This is a genomic window from Psychrobacter sp. KFRI-CH2-11 (assembly GCF_038239325.1).
Taxonomy (GTDB): Bacteria; Pseudomonadota; Gammaproteobacteria; order Pseudomonadales; family Moraxellaceae; genus Psychrobacter; species Psychrobacter celer.
Map to the genome: position 1 here is coordinate 477685 of NZ_CP151283.1, position 25659 is coordinate 503343.

Annotated in this window: 17 protein-coding genes and 1 pseudogene; 10 read left to right on the forward strand and 8 right to left on the reverse strand. The window is 48.0% G+C overall.

The genetic code is table 11. The annotated features are described in order from the left end of the window. Window positions 1–239 precede the first annotated feature (239 nt). The 3 genes from AADH33_RS02005 to AADH33_RS02015 form a co-directional block, all read right to left on the reverse strand. A complete protein-coding gene (locus AADH33_RS02005; RefSeq protein WP_348549393.1) occupies window positions 240–2525 on the reverse strand; it encodes a HAMP domain-containing sensor histidine kinase in 2286 nt (761 codons plus the stop codon). Window positions 2526–2623: 98 nt separating this feature from the next. Continuing rightward, entirely contained in the window at window positions 2624–3346 is a 723-nt protein-coding gene (locus AADH33_RS02010; protein ID WP_058025471.1) for a response regulator transcription factor, read from the reverse strand. A gap of 291 nt (window positions 3347–3637) precedes the next feature. Next, the gene (locus tag AADH33_RS02015) at window positions 3638–4936 is read right to left on the reverse strand and encodes an efflux RND transporter periplasmic adaptor subunit (RefSeq protein WP_348549394.1); all 1299 of its coding nucleotides are present in this window, start codon (window positions 4934–4936) and stop codon (window positions 3638–3640) included. A gap of 891 nt (window positions 4937–5827) precedes the next feature. Here AADH33_RS02015 and pilG point away from each other — a divergent pair. From pilG to AADH33_RS02060, 9 genes and pseudogenes are all read left to right on the forward strand, one after another. Continuing rightward, the gene (pilG, locus tag AADH33_RS02020; protein ID WP_317053280.1) at window positions 5828–6205 is read left to right on the forward strand and encodes a twitching motility response regulator PilG; all 378 of its coding nucleotides are present in this window, start codon (window positions 5828–5830) and stop codon (window positions 6203–6205) included. A 245-nt stretch (window positions 6206–6450) separates the two neighbouring features. Then, the gene (locus AADH33_RS02025; RefSeq protein WP_207970054.1) at window positions 6451–6813 is read left to right on the forward strand and encodes a response regulator; all 363 of its coding nucleotides are present in this window, start codon (window positions 6451–6453) and stop codon (window positions 6811–6813) included. A gap of 3 nt (window positions 6814–6816) precedes the next feature. Beyond that, complete coding sequence (locus AADH33_RS02030) at window positions 6817–7347, forward strand: chemotaxis protein CheW (RefSeq protein WP_100750037.1); 531 nt, start codon at window positions 6817–6819, stop codon at window positions 7345–7347. A 504-nt stretch (window positions 7348–7851) separates the two neighbouring features. Beyond that, window positions 7852–8937 (forward strand): annotated as a pseudogene (locus AADH33_RS02035) (methyl-accepting chemotaxis protein); the annotation flags it as partial. A 57-nt stretch (window positions 8938–8994) separates the two neighbouring features. Then, entirely contained in the window at window positions 8995–9975 is a 981-nt protein-coding gene (locus tag AADH33_RS02040) for a CheR family methyltransferase (protein ID WP_348549395.1), read from the forward strand. Window positions 9976–10030: 55 nt separating this feature from the next. Beyond that, on the forward strand, window positions 10031–16987 hold the full coding sequence (locus tag AADH33_RS02045) for an Hpt domain-containing protein (RefSeq protein ID WP_348549396.1): 6957 nt from the start codon (window positions 10031–10033) through the stop codon (window positions 16985–16987). After that, window positions 16977–17978, forward strand: coding sequence for a chemotaxis protein CheB (locus AADH33_RS02050; RefSeq protein ID WP_348549397.1), 1002 nt, complete (start codon window positions 16977–16979; stop codon window positions 17976–17978). Before AADH33_RS02045 ends, AADH33_RS02050 begins: the two co-directional genes overlap by 11 nt. A gap of 17 nt (window positions 17979–17995) precedes the next feature. Continuing rightward, a complete protein-coding gene (locus tag AADH33_RS02055) occupies window positions 17996–18502 on the forward strand; it encodes a hypothetical protein (protein WP_348549398.1) in 507 nt (168 codons plus the stop codon). Window positions 18503–18623: 121 nt separating this feature from the next. Continuing rightward, complete coding sequence (locus AADH33_RS02060) at window positions 18624–19151, forward strand: cytochrome b (protein WP_075100394.1); 528 nt, start codon at window positions 18624–18626, stop codon at window positions 19149–19151. A 210-nt stretch (window positions 19152–19361) separates the two neighbouring features. Here the strand turns inward: AADH33_RS02060 and minE are convergent, their stop codons facing one another. From minE to AADH33_RS02085, 5 genes are all read right to left on the reverse strand, one after another. Beyond that, window positions 19362–19652, reverse strand: coding sequence for a cell division topological specificity factor MinE (gene minE / locus AADH33_RS02065; RefSeq protein ID WP_075100395.1), 291 nt, complete (start codon window positions 19650–19652; stop codon window positions 19362–19364). 2 nt (window positions 19653–19654) lie between these two features. Next, window positions 19655–20467, reverse strand: a complete 813-nt coding sequence (gene minD / locus AADH33_RS02070) for a septum site-determining protein MinD (RefSeq protein ID WP_075100396.1) — start codon at window positions 20465–20467, stop codon at window positions 19655–19657. Between the two features lie 523 nt (window positions 20468–20990). Continuing rightward, complete coding sequence (gene minC / locus AADH33_RS02075; protein ID WP_348549399.1) at window positions 20991–21827, reverse strand: septum site-determining protein MinC; 837 nt, start codon at window positions 21825–21827, stop codon at window positions 20991–20993. A 135-nt stretch (window positions 21828–21962) separates the two neighbouring features. Continuing rightward, complete coding sequence (locus tag AADH33_RS02080) at window positions 21963–23060, reverse strand: hypothetical protein (RefSeq protein ID WP_348549400.1); 1098 nt, start codon at window positions 23058–23060, stop codon at window positions 21963–21965. 277 nt (window positions 23061–23337) lie between these two features. Further along, on the reverse strand, window positions 23338–24303 hold the full coding sequence (locus AADH33_RS02085) for an acyltransferase (protein WP_075100399.1): 966 nt from the start codon (window positions 24301–24303) through the stop codon (window positions 23338–23340). 456 nt (window positions 24304–24759) lie between these two features. On the opposite strand from AADH33_RS02085, the gene AADH33_RS02090 reads away from it, so the two are divergent. Beyond that, window positions 24760–25416, forward strand: coding sequence for an OmpA family protein (locus AADH33_RS02090; RefSeq protein ID WP_075100400.1), 657 nt, complete (start codon window positions 24760–24762; stop codon window positions 25414–25416). Window positions 25417–25659: the final 243 nt, after the last annotated feature.

A 25659-nucleotide genomic window follows, 5' to 3' on the forward strand; every position in this document is an offset into this window, starting at 1 on the left:
TTGCCTCTATCGTCATCTAAGAGGCAAAAAAACAACCGTTCATAACCCTATAATAAGGGGCGCTAATATAGCATATTATCGGGTACTTTGGATATGCGCATCCGCGACCCGCTTATGATGAATAGCGATTAGGCGGGGGAGGCGAGGAAAAAAGGCAGATAATAAGAGCAGTTTTTGACAAGAAGACTAGATAGGCGCACTTAATAGAAGGGTTTGCGCAAGCAAGATAAGAACACGTCCTAGCCATTTGGATGATAGTGCGGATTATGCTTGACTGGCAGTATGACCAAAAACCTTGTATGACCATTGATGGTATCAGTGATGATACGGCCCTGATGCGCGGTGACGATTTGTGATACCAGTGATAACCCCAGCCCTGAACCTTTGTTTTTTTGTTGCAAACGCACAAATGGGCTAAACACGTCTTCGCGCTTTTCTTCAGGGATGCCAGCTCCTTCGTCGATGACGGCCAGTACCGCGTATTTGGGCAGAGGACGTTCAGGCTCTGTTTTGGTTTTTTTGAGATGCTTGGTAAACAAGCCTTCTTTGCGCGGCGCGTCCATAGCTTCCCCGTCAAGCTGCGTCGCGTTTTTGCTACTAACTTTTTGGTCTTTTGGCTTTTTGCTATCATCGCTAGTGGCTGTACCATCGGCGATGGCGCTTTTTTGGCTGTGGCCATTTTTTAGCGCATTGATACCTTTGCTCATCAGACTGTCTTTGGTTTTCTGTACTGTAAGGTCACTATTTGCTGCTGCCGCGTCAAGGAGAGGGGGCTGGTTACTATCAGCCTGCGCCGCGCTCTCAGGTACCGCATGCCAAGTGACTTTTTTGACTTTGTCCGAAAACTCAGAGGTAAAGCGCTGATAGTCTGTCATCACAGATAGCGATGCGCGCGCGTCTTTTGTTTTAAGAGCGGTATGGTCGTTGGTCGAAGCGAGAGCGTTATCATCCGTCTCCGTTACAAGCGTGTCATCCGCCCCTACTGCAGATGTCTTAATCTGATGCGTCTCGTTGCTTGGCATTATATCGTGGTTAGGGCGGTCAGCAGCGTTGTCGTTTGTCGTGTCGACCGCAGTATGAGTGGCATCAGCATTATCTGCTTCATTAACGACAGCGGCCTCGTCAACGAGCGTTTCGCCGTTTTTGTAGATAGGCGGTGCAGGCAGCGCTATGACCGTCTCTGTCATGTCTGCTTCATCTGCGGCGGTATCTGTGAGCGCGGTATCGTCACCTTGCGTTGATGCCGCCCGCCCATCCTCTCGGTTTGGTGCCGCGGTCTCATCATAGGAGTCAAAGTCTGAGCTATTATAATCGGCGAAACTACTGCAAATGAGGGTTTGCAGCAGATAGTCTGGGATGCTATCGGCCTCGTCAATGGTCTGTACGCCATATAGCAGTACGGTCACTGGCGGCACCCCATGTAGCATCGCATTGGTCAATAGATTGCGAATCAAATGGGTTAGCATAGAGGCCTGCCCATCGATGATGATGTGCTCGCCGATCAACGTCGCCTCAGGGTAATGTTGGCGCTCTTGATTGATGAGATCATATAGATCTAGACGCTCTACTTGCTGCAACGCATGACCTGCATCCAAGCGGCTGACCAGTAAGATGCTTTCTACCAAGTCATTGAGCCCAGACAAATCGCGATTGATGGCTTGGGCGCGTTTATCAAACTTCTCTTTGGTATCAGAGGGCAGCGCGCCTGCCAGCATGTCCATCATCTCAATCTGCAAGCGAATACGGGTGATGGGCGTACGCAGCTCATGAGAGGCGTGCGCCAGCAGTAAGTTATTGGCATCGACCAAATGCTCGATTTTTTGTGCCGCTTGGTTAAAACCGCGCGCCAAGGAAGCAATCTCATCATTACCGCGCGCATTGACTCGCACGGTAAAATCACCATCACCCAGCTGCGTCATCTGCTGGCTCATCTGATTGATACGCCACGTCATGGTGCGAGCAATAATCCACAAAACCCCTGCCATGATAAGCAGCAGCAATAAGGTGCCAGTAAACAGGTTTAATGCTGCAGAAAGGGCTGGTTTTTTGGGCGGTAAACGCGATTCGTACAGCAGCGTATAGCCTGTGCTGCTATATACTTGTGCTTGCTGGGTCGTGGCGGTATCAGAAAAAGAAGGGAAAACGCGTGATAACAAAGATGGGGTAGGCGGCAGCTCTAATGGCAAATCGCTGTGGTCGGTTTGCATCAGCAAATGACCATCGCTATCATACAGACCCATCTTGGCCTGTAAAGACTCGTCAAAAATATCAAAGCTTTTTTTGACGACCGCCAGCATAAACCGCGACTGCAAACGGTTGTCTTTGCTAATGGCAGTATTTAGCTCATGCAAAAAAGGGTCGATTTGCCCTAAGATCTGAGTGGCCAATACCTCGGAGCGAATTCCCGCATCTTTATCATGTACCAGCTGGGTCAACAGCACCATCGCCACTGCAAATAAGATAAGCGCCAGCATCACACTGGCAAATAGCTTGGCAAATAAAGAGCGAAAACCCAAGTGCTGCATTAAACCATCTCTATTATCAGACGTTTATAACGATTCAAAACGGTGACTATATGGTCTGCCGTTTATAGTGTGCTGCCGCTCATAATATGAGCAAAAAATCAGACCTGATCGGTGGCAAATTGATAACCGACGCCGCGTACGGTGATGATACGTTTGGGCTGGCGAGGGTTGTCTTCAATCAAGGCGCGCAGACGTGAAATATGCACATCGATGGCGCGGTCGATATTGTCTGAGCTGTCATCATTTGGCATCGCCTGCCAGAGCTGCTCACGATTGAGCACTTTACCAGAATGCGTGGCAAAGTAGTGTAGTAATTGAAACTGATGCGTGGTCAAACGTACCGGCTCATCATCAATCGTCACCTCATGACTGTCAGGGAATACGCTTAAGCGGCCAAAGGTCAAGCTATCTGACTGGCTGTCTGCTTGGTTTGGCTGCTCATGGCGGCGAATCACAGCGCGGATACGAGCCAATAGCTCACGCGGCTCAAAAGGCTTGGCGATATAATCATCGGCACCCATCTCAAGGCCCAACACGCGATCTGTGGTATCGCCTTTGGCCGTCAACATGATAATAGGTACCTTATTGGTCATGTTGTTTTTATTACCACGGATCTTTTGACAAACCTGCATACCATCCATATCGGGCAGCATCAAATCAAGCACCACCAAATCGATATCACGCTCTTTGGTATCTAGTAAGTCAAGACCTTCTTGACCAAGCCCTGCGTGATGCACGTCGTAATAATTCATGGTCAGATAGTCGCTGATCAATTCTGCTAAATCTGGATCATCTTCTATTAATAAGATTTGTTTACTCATGGGTTATCCTCTAGTTGTTGTTATCATGGGTCAGGCGTTTATACGGCTCTGTACAGTCATTCTGATAAATACATCAGATGCGACCGCTGTTATGCCAAACGTCTGAATGTGTTATGTGCTATTTAAAGGTGCTATCTCGTAAATATGCATACGTTTAAATACGTATGCTTGCTGTAAACGCGCTAATAATAAAGACCGCTAATAATACAGACATAGTGCCTAATTTTGCTGTGACAAAACAAGACAAGCTTTGTTAATGTTTCTACATAATGTAACTGCCAGCATAAGCCATTAGGACACAATGACTTTTTTGCCTTTAGAATCAAGCGGTAAATCGGCCAAGCAAATCAAGCTGTCATTACTGATGCCTGCGATCAGATACTGCTGAGAGGTGGGATTAAACTCGATTATTTCTACAGGCTGGCGCGTCAGACGCTGATCCTGTCCGATGATCCACACATTTGCCGCCAATGGCCTTAGAGGTTTATATGGTGGTGAATGCAATTCTGTCAAGTTCACATCATGTAAGGCTCGTCTAGGCACGATAGTACCGACGTCGATTTGTCCATAGTTGACCCGCCCCGTGACCTGCATCTTAGGCAGCAGTTTTTTGCGACTACTCTCGTTATCGATCACATTGACATGAACCAGCAGTTTTTTGGGGTGCGGGGCTTCGACCAGTTTGCTGACTTGACCGGTGAACTGATCTGTCAGCTCAGCGGTTGTAAAATTAACCGTTTGTCCTACCGATAGCTGCGGCTCTGCCTGAATAGGCACGGTTGCGACAAAGTATAGCTTGGTCTCATCAGCGATCTGCAATAAGGGCGTACGTGCAGCGAGCTGCTGTCCTGCGGCGTCGTTTAACTGCGCGACCCGCCCAGCGAAGCTGGCACGCACCGTAATAAGTTGGTATGACGAATGCTCTGAGGCGTCGTCCGGTGTGTCTGTCGCAGCGTCTGCATCCGCGTCGTTTTGGCGCGGCAGCTTGGCTGAGGCAGGGTTGCTGTCGGAGGTGGCTTGGTTAGCAGAGGTAGACTTGCTATCGATGGCTGATGGCTCGGAGGCCGCGTTCTCTATGGTGGCTTGTTTTGTCTGATCCGGACGAGGTGAGGTTTTTTCAGTAGTTGGGTCTTTTGCTGCACTTTTGGTTTGCGATACTCTATTCTCGGCTTGCGACGCTGAGTTGCCATCGGGCTTTGTATTTATCTCATCTGAGCGCTCGGGAGGTGTTTGACTGGTCATGTCCAGCTGTCGGACGATAAGCAAAGGCGCGTCTTTTTCGACCTGCTGACCCTCACTGACCAGTACTTGTTCGACATACAGCGGCTGGGCGGCGACAAACTGACTTTGTTTGATCGGCTGTATATTGCCCTGTAGCCCGAGGCTGGGTTGATAGCGCGATGGTTTGATACTTAGAATATGGTCTGGCGTCATCGTCACCGTGCTATCACTGATGATCAGTGGGTTATCTACTGTCTCACTGTTTTCTGCTGTGACAGGCTCATCGGTAGGCGGGGAGGGCTGACAAGCCAGCAAAAGCAAAATGCTAAGTAAGTACGGGCTTTTTTTTAACCATTGAAAAGCTGTCATAGCAGTCACCGTTATAATCGTCGTTTTATTATATAGTGAAATCCTATGAGGTGAAACGATTGTACGCTAGCTGATTGTGCAGTGACCAAACATTGCCGGTCGTCATATAGTCAATTCTAAATAAAACAGATACATTATATGTCAACGTGGAACTGGTATAAATTTTCCTTGCGTGCTGTGCCTGCGCCGACAGAGGCTGCGTAAAATTTATCCCAGTCCCACTGTATCGTTTTTATACTGAACTCACTATACAATCATAACTGCCAAATGCTAAGCCATACAAGCTGACAACAACCTGCTGATAGAAGCATGACTGGAGTATGACTATAGGTAGATCTTTAAGTTCTGAGCTAGGATACTGGCCAGTCTGAACATTAATTTGTCAATCACTGGAAATGCATGAACAACTGTGCTAAAACAAACATAACAAAATATATTGATACATTTTTATCACAATCGAAAATTATCCAGCAATATGGGAATTGATTCTATATAATGCAGAAATATCATGAAGTTGATGGATTTTTAGCCCTGTTTTTATCAAAAAGTAGGATGACGGTAGTTTGTGGCAAAGTGCTTTAATGTTTTTTATGCATTAAGATACCTTTATCTGGCGATATGCTAAGCACAGTGGTCGAGAGAGTGTAGGATTGAACGTCAATCGATTCAGCCATCATAAACTGCCTATCATGACCCAGATGGCGGGGCTACTTTTGCTCAGGACTGATAAAAGCCAGATACTCATAAAAGAAAAGATAGGTCCGCTACGATATAGATAGATGGCAGGGGTCGTCTCAAGCCCATAATCAATAAATGATCAATTGAGAACACCCTAACAGCTGTGTTGATAGATCGCGTGACAAACCCATAGTCGTTCATAGGACAATGAGAATGGAAAATAATTTTGATGGCTTAAAAGTGATGGTGATTGATGATTCCAAAACCATTCGCCGTACTGCAGAAACCTTGTTACAAAAGGCTGGCTGTGAAGTTGTAACTGCTATTGATGGCTTTGATGCACTTGCAAAGATTGTCGATAACAATCCCGATATTATTTTTGTGGATATTATGATGCCACGTTTAGATGGTTATCAAACCTGTGCTTTGATCAAAAACAACCCTGATTATGCCGACAAGCCTGTAATCATGTTGTCATCTAAAGACGGTTTGTTTGATAAAGCACGCGGCCGTATCGTGGGCTCTGATGAGTATCTGACCAAGCCATTTAGTAAAGACGAGCTGTTTGACGCGATCAAGCAATATCGCTAGACAAAGGGTCAAGATAAACGTGCCAGACGGTCTTTGAGCGTGGCATATTTTGTGCAGACGTTTTTCGCAGACATTTTGTGCAGGTTTTGATATCACATACGGCTGTTGCTAGCCGCTTGACAATGAGTAACCACTGCGGTGAGAGGCGTGTGATCATGAGTATTTGGAGCACAGGCTTTAGCAGTTGGTCTTTATAATATATTTGAATATCCAAATAGATATCTTCGTAAATAAAGGAAAATCCTATGACTACCGTCTTAGTCATTGACGACTCGCCATCTGAAATGGCGAAATTTCGCGACATGCTCTCCAAAAACAACTTTCAAGTGCTGGAGGCGACCAATGGGGAGCAGGGCTGTCAGATGGCAGCAGATCATCTGCCAGATGTGATTTTGATGGATGTGGTGATGCCAGAGATGAATGGTTTTCAGGCGACCCGCAAGATTACTCGCGGCAAAACCACCGCCCATATCCCAGTGATCATGATCAGTACCAAAAACCAAGAAACAGACCGTGTGTGGGGTAAGCGTCAAGGCGCTAAAGAGTATATGACCAAACCGATTGATGAGAGCAGCTTGGTCAATATCATTCGTCGAGTAATGGAGTAGCTTGTGGCTTCCAAAGGGTTTATTGAGCTTCTGCGTCTAGCAGATCTGGCACGCGCGCGCAAAAGTGGTCGCCGCAGTGGGCAAGAATATGACTGGCAAGGTGTGGTATTTGAGATTGGCGGACAGCGTTTGGTGGCGCCAATGGGTCAGGTATCGGAGGTGTTGGCCATGCCAGAATATACCAGCTTACCCTTAGTGAAGCCTTGGATGCTAGGTATTGCCAATATCCGTGGTCGTTTATTACCGCTCACGGATTTGTCACAGTTTTTACAAGTACCTAGCCGTGTGGCGCAAATGAGTCAGCGTAAGGTCATTGTCATCGATCACGACAACCTGTTTTCAGGTTTGCTCGTCGATCAGGTGATCGGTATTGAGCAGTTTACCAGTGACCAATATCGCGCCGAGGCCATCGAGCCAAGCTCACCATTTGCGCCTTATAATCACGGTAAGTTTTATAAAAATGAGCAAGATTGGTATGTCTTCATGCCAAGCTTACTAGCGCAGGATTTGCAGTATAGCGATGCGGCAATATAACTGTCGATAATACAGAATCTGTCTCATCCATAAAGACAGAGGATTAGCGACTGACATGACGCGGTTGGATGTCAGCATTCATACAGGCTTTGTTGATCGTTGTTTTGATAACAATAAGATTGTCAAAGTCAGTCACGATAAGACTTTGACGATTGTTTGAAAGGAATACGTAAGATGAGTGATGTTATAAAAAAACCTGTAGCTGGTACGCCCAAAACCACAGCGGATGGCAAAGATGCCTATAGTGAATGGAATTTATTGCTGGTTCTGTTTGTGGCGATAAGCGTGGCTTGTTTGATTTGGCTAGGCAACTCTGTATCGTCAGTGAGTCAGTACTTCTCTGACTTTAATCAATCGGTCATTCTGCCTGTGGTGGTGTTGATCATAGGCATGCTAGGTATTTTCTTTGCCTTATATAAAATCTTAAAACAACGGGGCGGCTCAGAGCGTATCTTGATCGAAAAAGAGACCCTACGTCGCCGTCAAGAAGCCGAGGCGGAGTCTGAGCGTGCTCGTCAAATCCAAGAGGAAAACGAGCGTAACCAGATCGCTATTTTGCGTCTACTCGATGAGCTAGGCGATTTGGCAGAAGGGGACTTGACCGTCAATGCGACTGTATCAGAAGATTTTACAGGAGCGATTGCCGACTCAGTAAACTTTGCCATCGACCAGCTGCGTCAGTTGGTACTGGTCATTAACAGTACCGCTGAGCGCGTCTCGCAATCATCAGAGCAAACACAGATGAACGCTGTAGAGCTGGCCGAAGCCTCTGAGCACCAAGCACAAGAGATCGCTGGCGTGTCGGCGGCGATTAATGAGATGACGGTGTCGATTGACCAAGTGTCGAATAACGCCTCAGAGTCAGCGACCGTGGCCCAGCGCTCAGTTGCCATTGCCTATAATGGAGCCGAAGTGGTACAGCGCTCTATCGAAGGTATGAACGTGATTCGTGATCAGATTCAAGAAACCTCAAAGCGTATCAAGCGCTTGGGTGAGTCGTCACAAGAGATTGGCGATATCGTTAGCTTGATTAATGATATTGCCGATCAGACCAACGTTTTGGCCTTGAACGCGGCCATTCAGGCGTCGATGGCAGGTGAGGCAGGCCGAGGCTTTGCGGTCGTTGCTGACGAGGTTCAGCGTCTCGCTGAGCGTTCAGCCAATGCGACAAAGCAGATCGAAACACTGGTAAAAACCATTCAGGCAGATACAAATGAGGCGGTCGTTTCGATGGAATCAACGACCTCTGAAGTCGTACGCGGTGCACGTCTGGCAAAAGACGCCGGTGAGGCACTAGAAGAAGTGCAAAGCGTTTCAAACACGCTCGCTGATTTGATCCAAAACATCTCAAACGCGGCATTGCAGCAAGCTGAATCTGCAGGCCATATTTCACACACCATGAACGTCATTCAAGACATCACGTCACAGACCTCATCAGGTACCATGGCGACCGCGCGCTCTATCGGCGAGTTGAGTGAGATGGCAGCCGCACTACAAGAGTCCGTCACTGGGTTTAAAATCTCAAATGACGATGAGTTGTTGGACGCTGATATGCTAGAGTCTGAAGAGGCCTTATCAGAGAGCGTCTGATAAGTATTTGGTGCCAGAGCCTGAGTCGGCAAACAGGTGCAGTAACGGTGCATAACAATGACAGCAGGTCATGTGGACGATCTTAATCAACCAACCCGCAGCTTTGTTAAAGCAAGCAGCGCTGCGCTGGGTAAGACGGTAATGCAAAACGATCATTTTGATGCGCAGCAATGGCAGCGGTATATAGAGCATGAAACGGGCTTTGTACTACCAGCTGCCCAGCTAAAATGGTTAAAAAATGCGATTGACCATACCGCCCAGTCGCAGGGCTTAAGCGCCAAGCAGCTATGGTATCAGCTGCCCAAAAGCAATGCGCTGCGTCAACAGCTGCTGGACAAAGTACTTATCCACGAAAGCCGTTTTTTTCGACATCAGCCTTCGATAGATTTTGTGACCCAGTGCGCCGCCGAGCATCAGCGCCGAGTCTTAAAAGCTGATAGGGTAAGCGCTGATGGGATAAGCGGCGTAGATAAGTTGTTTCGTATTTGGAGTGTGGGCTGCGCCGGTGGGCAAGAAGCGTGGTCGCTGGCCATGAGTCTGGCGGCGCAGCAGCTGACGAGGTTTGCGATATTAGGCACTGACGTTAGTGAACAAGCACTGGCAAAAGCACGGTTGGCGCAATATGACAAACGTCAGCAGGCCTTGATTCCGCAGCACTGTCAGCCGTATGTGTATCCGTTGTCAGCAAACCGCCCAACGCCTACATCGAGCTTGGCAGATACCGCGATGCCCGCTACAGCGCTACAGACATCGTGGCAAGTTGCCCCAACGCTGCAATCACACGTAAGCTTTGCTTTACATAATATTATCGAGCAGCAACCACCCACGCCACATCTGCAGCAGGTGATTATTTGCCAAAACATGCTGCTGTATTTTCGCAAATTTGATCAGCGTGATATTTTGGCGCGGCTGTCAGCGCAGTGTGCTCCCGGTGGATACATTGTATTGGCTCCGGGTGAGGCGCTGTTTTGGCGTCCTGCAAATATGCGCCGTATTGCGCACCCACAGGTTAATGTGTGGCAAAAGACCAACACTTAAACCCCGTGCCTTCATGAGTGGCAAAATTAGTGCCTAGACGAGTTAGGATGACCCTATGAAAAACCAGCCCAATGACATAGTGACGCTTGAGTGGTTGCTCCCTCTGTTTAATCAGCAATTATCACAGGTATCAGATGGCTGGCAATTAGACGCTGATCCCATCAATTATGAGCACATGGTCGCGTCCTATCATCAGCTCGGTGGCGCGCTCATCATGAGCAATCTACCGGCATTGGCAGATCTGGCATACAAGCTCAGCGCATTAGCAGAAGTTGGTGGCCGCGATGGCCTAGCTAGTGAGGCGCGCCGCGTGGGTCAGCTTGTGCACCGATTGTTGCAGCGCGCGCTAAATCAGTATGCTCGCATTGGCAGTTACCATGTCGCCCCAATCACGGCCGCCGCGGAGCAGCTGCTTGAGGTGCTAACGCAATTGGGAGCGGCTAGTGGGTCATCATTGGCATCCAGCGCTATTCAGCAAGGCGCATTGCATCAAAAAACTGACACAGATGCGGCTGTGGATGGGTTTGAGCTGGCCGTACCTGTGCGAACAGATGACGTCACCGAGCATCTAGATGAGCAGCAATACCAGCAGTTATTGCTCGTCTGGCGACAACAAGTACAGGTGCTGTTAAGTGCTAATAGTAATCAGCCGCCGTTATTAACCCCGCTAGAAAAAGTCAGCCAATACCTGCGGCAGACGAGCCAAGATGAAGACTTGCAGCGGCTTTGGTACTTGACCGAGTTGTGGTTTAGTGAGCTTGCGCAAAACACCGCTCCGTTGCCTAAGCAGTATGCCCCTCTGTTAAGCGAGCTTGAGCAGATCATTGACGCTTTTGTGCAGCAAACACCGCCTATGCCAAGTGTCATCAAAAGCCTTATAACCAATATTTATATCGAGCTAAGTGGTCTCGACCAAAGCAGTGACAATACGCAGTCGCTACTGAGCAACTTGCCCCAAAGCTCGGCGGTAGAGTCGCGTTTTTTACCGCGTATATTGAGTGAGCTTGAGACTTTGGTTTTTCATTTAGACAAGCCAACCACACTGTTATATCCGCTGCAAAAGATACAAACCCAGCTGGAGGGGCGTGGTTGGACATATTATGCCGCACAAGTGGCAGAAATACTGACCGAGATAGAGCAAGCGCTGGCGTCTGAGGCGGCGCTGACCCAAGTACAATGGCAAATTGAACAAAAGCTGCAAGAGCTATATAGCGCCATTTACAATACGGAGCAAGTAATCTCGCAAAAGATTGGTGAGGCCGCCGCGTTTGTTCCTTTTTCTGATGTACTTGCCAGTGCCAACGAGCAACCCGTCACAAGTGCTGATGCTGTGTCGGCGGGTGAAGAGCTGCGTGAGCTGCGCATCGCTGTCGAAGACGTCAAGCAAAACTTTAATGAGTATATACAGCGTCAAGAGGTGCAGCTGCTACCGACGACTGCTGACTTTGCAAAAATCGCTCAAGCCTTTGATGATATGGGGTTGCCAACGATCTGCCAAACCACCGATCAGATCGCGCATATCTTTAGCCAGCTAAAAACGCATGAGATTGATGCGCTGAGCTGGGATGTGACGCAAGCCTTGGCCGAAGCACTGACGTCAATTGAGCTGTTGTTAGATTATCTGGCTCAGCAGGTTTTTGATCAGCAACTATTAACGCTCGCAAGTGAGCATACGGCCAGAGCAGAAGCACTGCTTGATGCTTATATTGAGGCACCAGAGATGGTTAGTGATACTTTTCATACCCAGACACCTGCCGCAACTGACGTGCTGCGCTATGATGACAGCGGTGAGATTGCTCCTGCCAGTCATGATCTATCTGCTCAGCCATCCGATGATGCGCCAGAGGATGACAACGTGCGTGATGACAACGTGCACGATGACAGCGCTACGCATAAGGATAGTGAGGCATTGGCCGAGGCTCGTACGCAGCTGCAGCCTGATAGCTTTGAGGCAGATGCCGATATCCGCGAGATATTTATCGAAGAAGTCACAGAAGTGATCGCTGATTTAAAAGACTTTTTGCCTATTTGGCAGCAAGACTCACAGGATTTGACACCCTTGACAGAAGTGCGCAGAGGTTTTCATACTCTAAAAGGCTCAGGGCGCATGGTGGGGGCTTTTAGCATCAGTGAGATGGCTTGGTCTATCGAAAACTTGCTGAATCGATTGTTGGACAAAACCTTGCCCGTCACCGAAGACGTGGTAACTCTGGTCACGCAAACCACAACGCATCTGCCCACTCTGGTCGCCGACTTTCAAGCCAAACGGCCGCCAAGTGTGGATCCTGCTATCACAATACTGCAAAGCCGTAATCTATTGACCGGACAACCTGTCGACGCTGGATTGGCCATCTCTGACACCGAGTCAGTGACTGAGACGGAAATGCTGGCTGATGAAGCGCGCGCGGCAGCTGACGTCGCTGCATCACAGAGTAATGATGCCGCTGCGTCTGATGAGATCGGTATGGATATAGTCGATACCGAAGCGCGCGGCGAAACGGTATCTTTGTTTGATCTTGAGGTTCCAGCAGTGCTTGCGCCCTTTATGCCAGATACGGAACAGCTACCAGCCGATGCCAATGATGCAGACCCTGATATTAAAGAGATATTTATCGAAGAGGCCGATGAGGTATTGAGCGAAATCGTGCCTTTGTACGAAAACTGGCGCATGTCTCCTACTGACCTAGATGCCTTGACAGATATTCGCCGCGGCTTCCATACCCTAAAAGGCTCAGGCCGTATGGTCGGGGCCAACTATAGCGCTGAGCTGGCTTGGGCCATTGAAAATATGCTCAATCGTGTGCTAGATCGCAGTATTGAGGTGACAGCAGATATCACTCAGCTAATGGCTGATGTATTAGCCGCTTACCCAGCGATGCTCGCTACCTTTGAGCAAGGTGGTCAAGAGTATCCAGCACTGATACCGTTATGGATTGCCTGTGCCAACGCCTATAGCAAACAAAAATCTCAGGAATTTAGTTACCCAGCCTTACTGGCGCAAACGGGTAGTACGCCTGCGTCTGATATTCACAAAGACGACTTGGCCTTAGCTTCAGAGCGGTGGGATGAGACTGATGCCGATGAGATTGAGGCTGCGAGCGACTATGAAGATGGTGATGACAGTCATGACAGTGCCGCAAGGGACGCTGTAGCGACCATAGAGATAGATAGTACCTTGCAATCGCTTACCTCTGTCAATGAAATGATGGCAGAAGCACCGGTGATTTTGACGCCGCAGAGCGAAGAAGAGCAAGCCTTCTGTGAGATTTTCATCGATGAAGCCGAAGCGTTATTACAAGACATTGAGCAGTTTGTTGCCACGCATCGAGATCAGCCTCAGATTGAGGTGACCGATGAGATTGTGCGAGCCTTTCATACGCTGCGCGGCGCATCAGGCTCTAGTGCGTTAGCGGCGATCAGTGACGTGAGTGCGACGATAGAGCATAGTTTAGAGCTGCTACAACAGCAAGACACCGCGATGACGCCGCTGCATTTAGAGGCGTTGGCACGGTCAGCTATGCTGATCAATGGCTATCTAACGAATTATAAGCAAAACGTTCAACAATCTGATGTCTCGGTGGAAGATGCCCAAAGCCAGCAAGATATTGCGTCATTGCAAGCCATGCTTGGTGAGCAGTATCTCATCCATGACGATCAGACGGCCTCCGACAATAAGCCAACGATTGAGCAGTTGTTGGATGACAATATTGATGAGTTATTAGACGCTGAGTGGGAGCTAGAGGAGGCGCTAAGTCAGGGGGATATCTCGCAGGCTCAGCGCTATATAGAGCAGCAAATTCGCCAAATCAAATACCTCACCAATAAAGCCCAAGAATTTCCAAAATTCACTGCTATCCTTGGCGGTTTGGCGCACGCTTATGCTTATCTACAGCGGCATCCGGAATCGGCAAAACAAGCAGAGGTGCAGGCGGTATTACTCGCTGGCCACGCGCAATTGGTCGGCTTGTTTGATGCACTCGCTGGCAGCACTTCATTAAAGGTCGACCCGCAAGTGCTACATGAGTTGCAGGCGCTTGCTGGCTTCGATGACGGCGATGATGCCGAGTCGATGGTTCGCACGGTTGCTGCACCCGAGCTGCAGCTTGAACCGATCGATACCGATGTAGAGCTGCTTGAGATCTTCTTAGAAGAAGCGCAAGAGCTAGATGACGCGCTGGATGAAAGCTTTAGTAAGTGGCGTGCCGATATCACCAATATCAACGCGCTTAAAGTATTGCAGCGTCACCTACACACCATCAAAGGTGGCGCAAGAATGGCGGGTATTAGCAGTATTGGCGACCTGACCCACGAGGCGGAGAGCATTTATGAAGCCTTTGTAGAAAACAGGAAAACACCAACCGCACAGTGGCTAAAGATTATGCAAATGGTGCAGGACACCATGTCATTGCAAGTCATGCATATCGTTCGCCATCAGCAGTCGTTTTTTGCTACAGAACTGATTGAACAGTTACAACAGTTTGAAAAAGCAGACACATTGCCAGCGGTGGTTGAGCTGATCATACCAGCACCGACCAACCACTTCGACGCCGACACCCAAGCACAGGCTGACAATACCCAGCAGAGCCATGAAGTAGCAGACACGGTCAGCTTAGATACCATGATCAAGCAATCATGGGCCAATGGCTTGCCTGATCCTGATCTTTTGGCGGTGTTTTTAGAAGAAGCAGAAGAGCTGACCAACCAAAACCGACATTTGCAAGTGTTTTTACAAGATGCCGAAGATACCGTGGCGTTACAGTCGCTACAGCGTGATCTGCATACCATCACAGGTGGTGCCAAAATGGTCGGCGCCAGCGGCATCGCTGACTTGGCTTATGAGCTAGAAGCGACGTATAAAAACTTTGCCAGCCGTCGCCGTCCTGCAACCGAAAAAGCTCAGGCATTGATCGTTGCTTGTCACGACTGGCTGGCAGATGCGGTATTTATGCTAAGCCTACAGGTCAACCCGCCAACGCCGACGCTACTGATTGAAGCGCTACAGCAGTTTGGTAAAAACCCTAATGGCTTAAAACAAGTACCAAAAGAGTCGCTGCAAGCACAGCGTACTGCGATCTTGCTGGCAAAAGAAGCACAAGATTCACAATATCTAGAAAAAGACATCAGTCAGATGCCATCGATGTTTGCAGAGACCGATGAGGAAGAGCAGAGCGCCAGCAGCAATGAGATGATTCGTATCTCAGGTGGCTTGATTGAGCATATGATCAACCTATCGGGTGAGTCTGCGATCAACCGTGCTCGTATCGATATGGGCATGAGCAGCTTGACCAACAGTATCGAAGAGATGGGCATTACCGTACAGCGCTTGGCCGATCAGCTGCGCCGTATGGAGACGGAGCTTGAAGCGCAGATCTTGTCGCAAATCGATGACGAGCTGATTAATAATGAAGGCTTTGACCCATTGGAGATGGATCAGTACTCGTCACTCAATCAGCTGTCCAAATCATTGTCAGAGTCGGCCTCGGATTTGGTCGATATTAACCACACTTTATTAGAAAAAACCCGTGATAGCGAAAGCTTGCTGCTGCAACTGGCACGTACACAAACCGAGCTACAGGACGGTTTGATGAACTCGCGTATGGTGCCGTTTACGCGCTTGACCCCGCGTCTGGAGCGAGTCGTTCGTCAGACTGCAAATGAGCTTAATAAGTCTGTAGAATTGACCATTATCAACGCTGATGACGAGATGGATAGAACCATTTTGGAGCGGATTACCTCACCGCTTGAGCACATGCTGCGTAACGCTGTCGACCACGGTATCGAAAACACCTCGGCTCGACTCAAAGCAGGCAAAGAGCGTAGCGGTCATATCACTTTAGAGGTGCACCGTGAAGGAAGTGAAGTCGTCATTCAATTATCGGATGATGGCCGCGGTATTGATGTAGAAGCCGTACGCAACAAAGCCATTTCTCAAGGCCTTATCGATGCCAATGACGATAGCCTGACTGATGTCGATATCATGCAATATATCTTTAATGCCGGCTTGAGTACCAGTAAGCAAGTGACGCAAATCTCAGGCCGCGGCGTTGGTATGGATGTGGTGATCAGTGAGATTCGCCAGTTGGGCGGGGCGGTCACCGTGGTGTCGGAGCTGGGCAAAGGGTCACGCTTTACCATGCGCTTACCACTGACAGTTGCCGTGTCTGATGCGCTGGTCGTACGTGCAGCCGATCGCTACTACGCCATTCCACTGGTGCAGATCGAGCGTGTGGTGCGTATCAACCCAGAAAAACTTTATGAGTATTATCAGTCCAACGACGCCACGTTAGCGTTTGAAGGGAATGATTACCGCGTGCGTTATCTCAACGAGATTCTCTCGGGTAATAAGCTCAACGAGCTGATGGTCAATACCAACACTAGCCTACCCCTGATTATCATCAAAAACCGCACGGGACAAAACATCGCCTTACAGGTCGATCAGATTGCAGGCTCACGTATTGAAGTGGTCGTCAAACCACTGGGACAGCAGCTATCCAACCTCTCAGGCGTTTCGGCGGCGACCATCATGGGTGATGGCTCGGTCATGCCGATTTTGGACTTGATTGCCCTAATGCGAAATGCCCCAAGGGTCAAAAACGTGACCAAGCCTAGCGGCACTCAGTCAAAACCGACAGTACTGGTGGTGGATGACTCAGTCACGGTACGTAAAGTGACCTCTCGTTTCTTAGAGCGTCAAGGTTTCAATGTAGCACTTGCCAAAGATGGTATCGATGCTATCGAAATACTACAAGAAACCACGCCAGATATGATATTGCTCGATATTGAGATGCCGCGGATGGATGGCTTTGAGGTGGCAACACAAGTCAGAAACAACCAGCGCTTACAGCATATTCCAATCATTATGATCACCTCGCGTACTGGTGAAAAGCATCGTCAGCGCGCCTTAGAGATTGGGGTAAATGACTATATGGGCAAACCGTTTCAAGAAAAACAGCTGCTTAATAAAATCCAGAGACTGCTGGGCGATGAGGTCAGCTTAACTTATGAAGGATAATGCAGGTGTTTTGGCACTAACAGGGAAGACAAAAGCAAATATAAAGGTGCTGGTGGTGGCCGAAGACCATCATCAGCGCATGGCGTTTTCAGACACAGTTCGTAGCTGCGGTTTTGCACTAATAGACTGTGTATCGCGCGCGCAATTGCAAAAAAAAACCGCACTTTTTGAGGCCGAAATAGACATTTGGCTGATCGATAGCGACTATGATGATGATATGGCGACGGTGACGGCTGCTTCCAAACCTGCCGCCGTGCTGGTGGGATTTAGTCAAGCCCCTTATCTCAATGAAGCGCAGCTGTATGCTAAATGGCAGCGTAAACTAAAGCGTAAGCTGGCGCAGATGCTGGCATTGCCCGTGTTGGTGCATACGCCTGTCTATAAAAGCGATGATACTGATAACTACTGGCATTATGTGGTGTTTTTGGGTGCCTCTATGGGCGGGCCGAGCGCGGTAAAAGAGTTTTTGGATAACTTATCGCCCACGCTACCGATTTGTATTTTACTCGCGCATCATTTTAACCAAACCATGATTGGTACGCTGCCACGTATTTTAAATCGCCACAACGAGTGGCGCTGTCAGGTCATCACCTCATCGCAGCGTCTGCGAGCTGGTCAATGTCTGATAGCCCCTATAGACAAGCAGATAGTCTGTGACTCTACTGGGCGGGTGATACTGCTAGAGCAGCCTTGGGATGGTGAATACAAACCAGCTATTGGCCAGATTTTAAAAAATACCAGCGATGTGTACGGCAGTGAGCTTATCAATATCATATTTTCAGGTATGGGGGATGATGGCTCGCAATACTTGGATCTTATTCAAGATAATGGCAGCCAATTATGGGCACAAGAGCCAAGCTTGAGTGCTTGTCCGAGCCAACCGCAGGCCATCATTGATTCAGGTTATTGTGGTTTTGTCGGCAGCCCTGTCCAATTGGCACAAAAACTTACCGACTATATTGGTGAAAAGGCGACGGCCTCTTTGCGTTAACTTACTGTGAGCGATGTATGAAACAAATTTTACGACACTCGTTTGAAGCAGTCAGCTTGCTGACCACAAACCACGGTATGCTGGATGTCACTTTTGTCTCCGCTTTTAATCAGCCTGATTGGATTATTCCAAGCGGTCTGATTTTGAGCATTGAGGACACTCATGAGCGCGCCTCCAGCTATCATTGGCAGCAGCAAGTATTGCCTGTGTTTGATCTGCTCACGCAAGAACAAACGCCTGATAAGATGATTATACTAGAAGGTAACACCATAGAGCATCGCATGGCGCTCCAGACGTCAGGTCAGTTGTATCAGCGCCAAGTGGGCATCTCTGATGTGAAAGATACAGATAGGCAGGCGTATTTTGCCGACTCTGACAGCGCGGATAAAATTAACGCTGAGGGACGCTTTACGGCAGAGGGTATGCTATCCTACCTTTTTCAAACGGTGATGATTGAGAACACTGTTTATGTGGTGCCTGATTTAGAAAAAATCGCGCATCAGTTGGTGGAGATGGACAGCTAGCGTTCGATTGGTATCGTTAATCGGTTTTAAAATAGGTACAAACCTACGGCTATTCATTTTCCTTGTGTGCATTGTCAACCAATCACTGTCATAAATAGCGATAAGGGTAATAGAGCAGCTCATGAATAACACACAGTCAAATATGTCCAAGTGGTCAGTCACTAGTCGCGTGTTTCATTGGATTAGTGCGGTTTTATTGCTAATCACTTGGCTTCTGATATTGTTATACGAAAACCTCGATAGCAATCTTTATATCGGCTTGCATAAGGCGTTTGGGGTCAGTTTATTGTTTTGGATGATTGCGCGGGTGATTAACCGTGTCTTTACCAAAGCGCCGCCAGCACTGCCCATGCCAGCTTGGCAGTTGTGGGTCTCTAAACTGTCGCACTTTGCCTTGTATGCCACATTGATCGCGATGCCGTTGGCGGGTTTGTTGATGTCTGTATATGGTGGCAGACCGGTAGATATTTTTGGTTTGTTTCAGATTCCGGTGTTTGTCACACCAGATAGAAGCTTGGCGCGTTTTTTTAATGACATGCATACCGATATCATTTGGCCGATGATTATCGCCTTTACATTGCTACATATCGCTGCAGCGTTGTATCATCAGTTTGTCAAAAAAGACAACCTGCTCGCTCGTATGAAATAAGCACACTGAGCATCGATATTAAGCGTATGCAGCGTAGGTGATGGACTGACGCAACGAGGTATAACAGAAGCTCGTCTCATATGAGTAATGTCATATCACTTGCTAAAAGTCACCCGTCAGATTGCCACATAGAAAAGCCCTAAGTAAGATGCTTAGGGCTTTTTCGTATGCGTCACAAAATCGCTGATAAAAGGCGCTGTACTGCCAGACTTATCTTTTGTGCTCAGGCAAATTGATGTTCATTTCTAAGACGTCTAAGCTGTCTTCGGAGCGATGATTGATATTGACATCATCAATCTGTACACCATTGACGTATTTATTGACCACCTCTAGTATTTCACGCTTCATTTTTTCGATGCGATCGACGGTGAGGCGACTGTTTAGGCGGTTTTCGCTTGCAACGATGACCTTAAGACGCTCAGTGGCTAAGTTGGCGCTACCAGCACTACTGCTGTCATCAGTACCAAATAGGCTACTCCAAAATCCTTTTTTCTTACTCATTATTAACTCCCAAACCAGCGCTGTAGTAGACTCTTTTTCTTCACATCGATATGACGCAGCGGACGCTCTTCACCCAAAAAGCGGGCAACGATGTCATCATAACATTGACCAGCAACCGAATCGCCATAATGAATCACAGGCTCACCATGGTTAGAGGCTTCTAGGACAGAGTGGCTTTCGGGCACCACACCGAGCAATGGTACTTTTAAAATATCATTAGAGATGGTGTCAATGTCCATCATCTCATTTGCTGCTGCACGTTCAGGATTGTAGCGCGTGATGACCAAATGCTCACGGACAGAGCCTTGGTTTTCTGCAACTTTTTTTGTTTGGCTTTGTAAAATACCAATAATGCGATCTGAGTCACGAACCGAGGAAATCTCAGGGTTGGTGACGATGATGGCTTCATCAGCATGATACATGGCCAGCTGCGCGCCGCGCTCGATACCAGCAGGCGAGTCGCAGATGATATAGTCAAACTGCTTAGACAGCTCAGACATGACCTCGCTCACGCCCTCATCTGTCAAAGCGTCTTTATCACGCGTTTGACTGGCAGGAAGGATATACAAGTTTTCAAGCTGTTTGTCTTTGACAAGCGCTTGCGACAAACGGGCATTGCCGTTGATCACATCGACAAAGTCGTACACGATTCGATTTTCGCAACCCATGATTAAGTCTAGATTACGTAGACCTACATCAAAATCGATAACGACCGTCTTATAACCACGCAATGCTAAACCGGCGGCAAAAGAGGCACTTGTCGTGGTTTTGCCCACGCCGCCTTTACCTGAAGTGATGACAACTATCTTCGCCACAATGGCACACTCCTATGAATCAATGGGATATCTATTATAAAAAATAGCGCACGCTTATATCGTTCACTGTAAATATAAGCACTACCTGCGAAAGTAGCCTAGCATAAATAAACAAAAATTTATAGCAAGTCTATACGGCAGTAAACAATCTGTATCAGTCGCCCTGCACACCATCAGATGCCAGTGTATTTATATCTAAACGACGATACCGAGTTCAATACCAACATCAATACCACTATGACTCGTGCTATGGCACCTCTCTACCACCTATAGACCGGCGTAACATAAACGCCTTAATAGATGATATAACGAGCGCTGATGAATAGGGTAAATAGTGGCAGAGCCAGCAATTCATCATAGAGCAGTTTTGTTAAATAAACTTACAGTACTATTAAAGCGGTCATTATCTATAGCGAGACTGCCAATATCGTAGCATTATTTGTCGCCAGCCATGTTTCTATTTGCGCAGACGTTTACAAGCCAGAGCTGCTGGTATTGCGGCTGGCATTTTTGTCTACTAGCGCTATACATCATCCATGACTGTAAATACTAAACCTTCTCCTTCGACAAACCGCACTTGTACTGATTTGTCGATCACGTGCTCAGGTAGGTTGTCGCGCAGGCAGTAAGTGCCAGCGACCGATACCAATGAGGGGTTAAAGACTTGACAGAAGATACGCGCGTCTTTGTCGCCGGTGGCACCTGCTACCAGACGGCCTTGCGCACGCCCATATACGTGTAGGCTGTTGTCAGTGATGGCTTCAGCGCCGCTATTGACGCTATTGGTCAAAATCAAATCGCCGCCCACATGATTGAGGCTTTGGCCTGAGCGTAGCATTTGGTCATAAATAAGGCTGGTGATTTGCTCAGCGCTGACCAATGTCTCAGCGGCAACATCAGCGAGCGTTGTCTCAGTGGTAGCGGTGCTATCTGTCGCGGCGTTGTCTTCTGGACTGCTGGCCATGCTTGATTCGGCAGGTTGGTCTGCGGTGACTTGCTGACGCTGGGTCGCTGGTTTTTTGCTCGGTAAAATGCGTTCAATACGCTTGCCATCAGCAGGAAAAATGGCCAAACGCAGCTCACGCGCCTGTGCATCCAGCAAACCTGTGACGACACCGATGGGCTGTAGTCCCCACGACCATAGTAGCTCTACCAAAGCAGAGAGATCCTGCTCGACCTCGCTATCGATAAGGACTGGGATATTGCTCGATTTACCGCTGAGTGTGGCTGCAAGCTGAGCTTCGATAGCACTGAGATCATCTGTGCCAAACTGCAAACGCGAAAAGGTCAGCATCTTGCCATAAAACGCCAACGCTGGTGCGGCGCTTGGGCCTTGGGTGCCATTATCTAAAACTGTCATATATCAATCCTCAAGAGATAATCTTGTCGCTGTCTTTACCGTACTATGTATTGTCGTGTCATACGCTGTATGACTCAGTGATGCTGTGTGGTACCAGTCTTTATCTGGCATTGGGCTGATGGTTAAACGTATCGCTCAAAGGTTGAGCATGTCTTGATGTTTCCACTGCTGTACTTTTACCTGTGCTTCAAACTCCGTCAAACTATCGTCGATAATACTAGAGACTAAAGTGTCCAGTGCGCTGTTGTCGGTGTCTATTTGTGCAATACCACTGGCAATGGCCACCATCAACTCATCTAAGCGCTCAGGGTCTAGCAGACGTTTATTGAGGGCGTACACGACGTTTTCCCCAATATTGTGCCCGACATGCTGTAGCTGTGACTCAATCAGGCTGCCAGCGATGGGTATCATGCGCAGATAACGACGCAGCTCAGGCGTATTGGCCAAGCCTTCTTCTATAGCGCCGCCCATCTCACGGGCGAGAATGCTGCCGCCGCCTGAGGCTGCAGTTAGTGCCTGTAGTTTGGGCACCAGCTCTGTGCGCAGGACGGAGAGTACCGCAGCTTCTATCTCACGACGATTGCGTGCTATCGTGGACTCGATAAAGGATTTGTGTGTTTCAGGATTGGTCAGCTGCTGCCGAAAGTTTTGGATGGTAGTCAGTATCACGCGATCAGACAGCTCTTCTAATAAGAGGTCAATATAAAACTTGATGCGATTGATCCAAGGCTGCGGCAGTACTTGATAGCCGAGCTGATACAGACGGCGACCAATGATGACAGCACGAAACAAGCGCAGCGCGCGCAGCTGCGGAAAACAGCCAAGCACTTCATACCAATGCACAAAAGGAAAAAAGAACCAGCGATAATATACGTTGTCTTTGATTGCAATCGCCCAGCGTAGCAACAGCTCTGCGATCAAAAATATCGTAAAAAACCCACCAGCGGTACGCAAGGGGTCGTGTAAGGTGTTTTGATACCAAAGCAGCGCCTCACTGATGCGCAGCCACTCTGCGACATGACTGCTAAAATTGCTCATCAAAATCGCATCGATACTGATCAGCAACAGATCAATACTGATGGCCACGATCATCACAATATCATAAGCCAGCTTTGCGCGGTTTGGCTTCGGCCGATTGGGGTGACTAGGCGGCGGATGATCAGGCAGCCGAGTTGACTGATTGGGCACAGGTGCTGTGTTCAGCTGCGAGCTAGGAGTAGATGAGGCGGGCACAGTCAGACCTTATTAATGATAAATGGTACAAAGCATAAGTGAGATAGACGGCGTACGATACATACATCCTCACCATCATCACACCATCAGCGGATCATGACTCACATTATCAATGAATAGGACTAAAAAACAACCCATCTTTTATGATATCGGTCGCTTGCAATAAAAACGATACGTGAATGCCGATAGTGTGGCTCGCCGCGCAAGACCAGCCACTAGTGATTTGACTGCTATTTAGCCATCATGCAGCATTCAAGTATTATGAAGTACTCAAGTATTATGAAGTATGGTCAGCGGCAGGGTTGTGCTCAAAATCTGCTAACATGTCGCTGATGCGCTGATCTTTGTCGCGCCAGACTTGCTCAATCCACGCAAACATTTGTGCTTTTACTTGCTCATCGTTTTCGTAGCCGCCGCGCTTAATCCCAGCAAACAGCTCAGCTGGGATGTCTAGGTATCTGACGTCAACGCCTAAGCGTTTGATATTGCCTTTCCACAGATCGCTGTAGGTAGGGACGCCATCAGGATACACGATGGTCATATCCAGCAGGCCATCCATCTCACTGCCCAGTGCATTGATGGCTAAAGAAAGTCCGCCGGCGCGTGGTTTGAGCAAATGTGTATAAGGAGATTTTTGCTGTTCGTGTTTGGCTTGGGTAAAGCGCGTGCCCTCTAGGTAATTTAACAACGTGAAGGGCTTGTCTTTTAACAACGCGCAGGCACGTTTGGCTTCCTCGATGTCTTGGCCTTTTAGGGCAGGGTTTTTTGCCACTGCTTCTTTTGAATGTCGGCGCATCATTGGGAAGTCCAAAAAGTAAAATGCCTGACCCACGATTGGGATATAAATCAGCTCAAACTTGGTAAAAAACCGTGTGAGCGGCAAGCGTTTTTCGCTGATGTATTGGACAATGCTGGTATCGACCCAAGACTGATGGTTGCTAATGAGCAGATATTTGCCCTCAGTATTAACGTCGTCGGGCAGGCTGATCCGCCAGTCCTTACGCGGCAACATATTATCAATTAAGGCATTATTGCTACTGATCCAGTGGTTGGCGATTTTGATGACGGTTTTATCGGCGATCGGCGCGCCGGTGATGATTTTGCCCACGCCCATTAACCATAAAGGAATACTACCACCAAAGCTGTTGGCTGCAATGACGCCCGTCGCCGTCGCAAGCGAGACCGCTTTTCCGAGTTTAGGGCTACGCTTATGTATTTTTTTGATAGTAGATGTCAGTCGCATGCTAAATCCTTTTCAATCGGTATTGTTGGGATATTTATGGTCCACCGCTTAAGACAAAAGGTGTGGTGAAGTAAGTTCATATACGAAGTGATTTTAGCAGAAAGCACTCATAGTGTACGAGTGTAAACGTGACTTGCGATAACAAGTTTTGAGATGAGGCTGATAGTCGGCGTGAGAGCGAATGATTTTGTCGGTAAAGAGTCTTTTTTATGATTATCAGTGCTCATGAGTAAAAAATATCGCAGCGGAAGAAAACCGCGCAAAACCCTGTCTTTTTTAATAGTATATTCTGCATTTCTCATACATAGGTGTGACAAAATATTACACATAATGAGATTGTAATTGCCATAATAATGATGAGTGTATACAAGCACCTAAATGAGATTAATGGAAAAATCTTTATAAAAAGCACAATTTATTTGTCATTTTAATGGTTTAAACTTAAGAGGAAATATTATGCGTAACAAATTAATGATTGCGGCAGTGGCTTCAGGCTTGGCATTAAGCGGTTGTACCACTGACCCTAACACCGGACAACAGCGTCTAAACAAAACCGCTCTAGGTACGCTAGCGGGTGCAGCGGGCGGCGCGGTAGTATCGAAAGCGACTGGCGGCGATAAGACTGGCCGTGATGCGGCTATCGGTGCTGCATTGGGTGCTGGCGTCGGTTACTACATGGAGCGTCAAGCCAAGCAGCTTGAGCAGCAAATGGCAGGTACAGGCGTAACGGTTGAGCAAAACCCAAATACAGGCAACATCGACCTTGTCATGCCAGGTAACATCACCTTTGCTTTTGATGATGCGACCCTAAGCTCATCTTTCAAGCCCACACTTGATAAGCTGGCTTCTACCATGAACCAGTACAACAAGACCACGGTAAACATCGCAGGTCATACAGACAGCCGCGGTTCAGCCTCTTATAACATGGGTCTATCACGTGACCGCGCTTATTCAGTAGCCAACTACCTAACAGCACGCGGTGTGTCTTCTAACCGTATCAATGTAGTGGCTTACGGCGAGTCCCGCCCAGTTGCGGACAACAGCACCGACTATGGTCGCCAGCAAAACCGCCGCGTTGAGTTGACCATCAACTCGCCACAGAGCGTTAACTAATTTATCGTTCTATCGATAAGTAAATAATTATAATAAGTAGATCGATCATAAAAGAGTCAGCGAATTGCTGGCTTTTTTTATGCCTAATATCAGACTATCGCCATCGCCGTGAATGCTGATGTAAAATTAAATATTGATAATGATTATCAATAACCCTATAATTCATAGAGGTTTTAGATAAGTGCCGTAACATAAGCGCAATAACTGATACTGACTTTATCTACATTATGATATATAGATAAA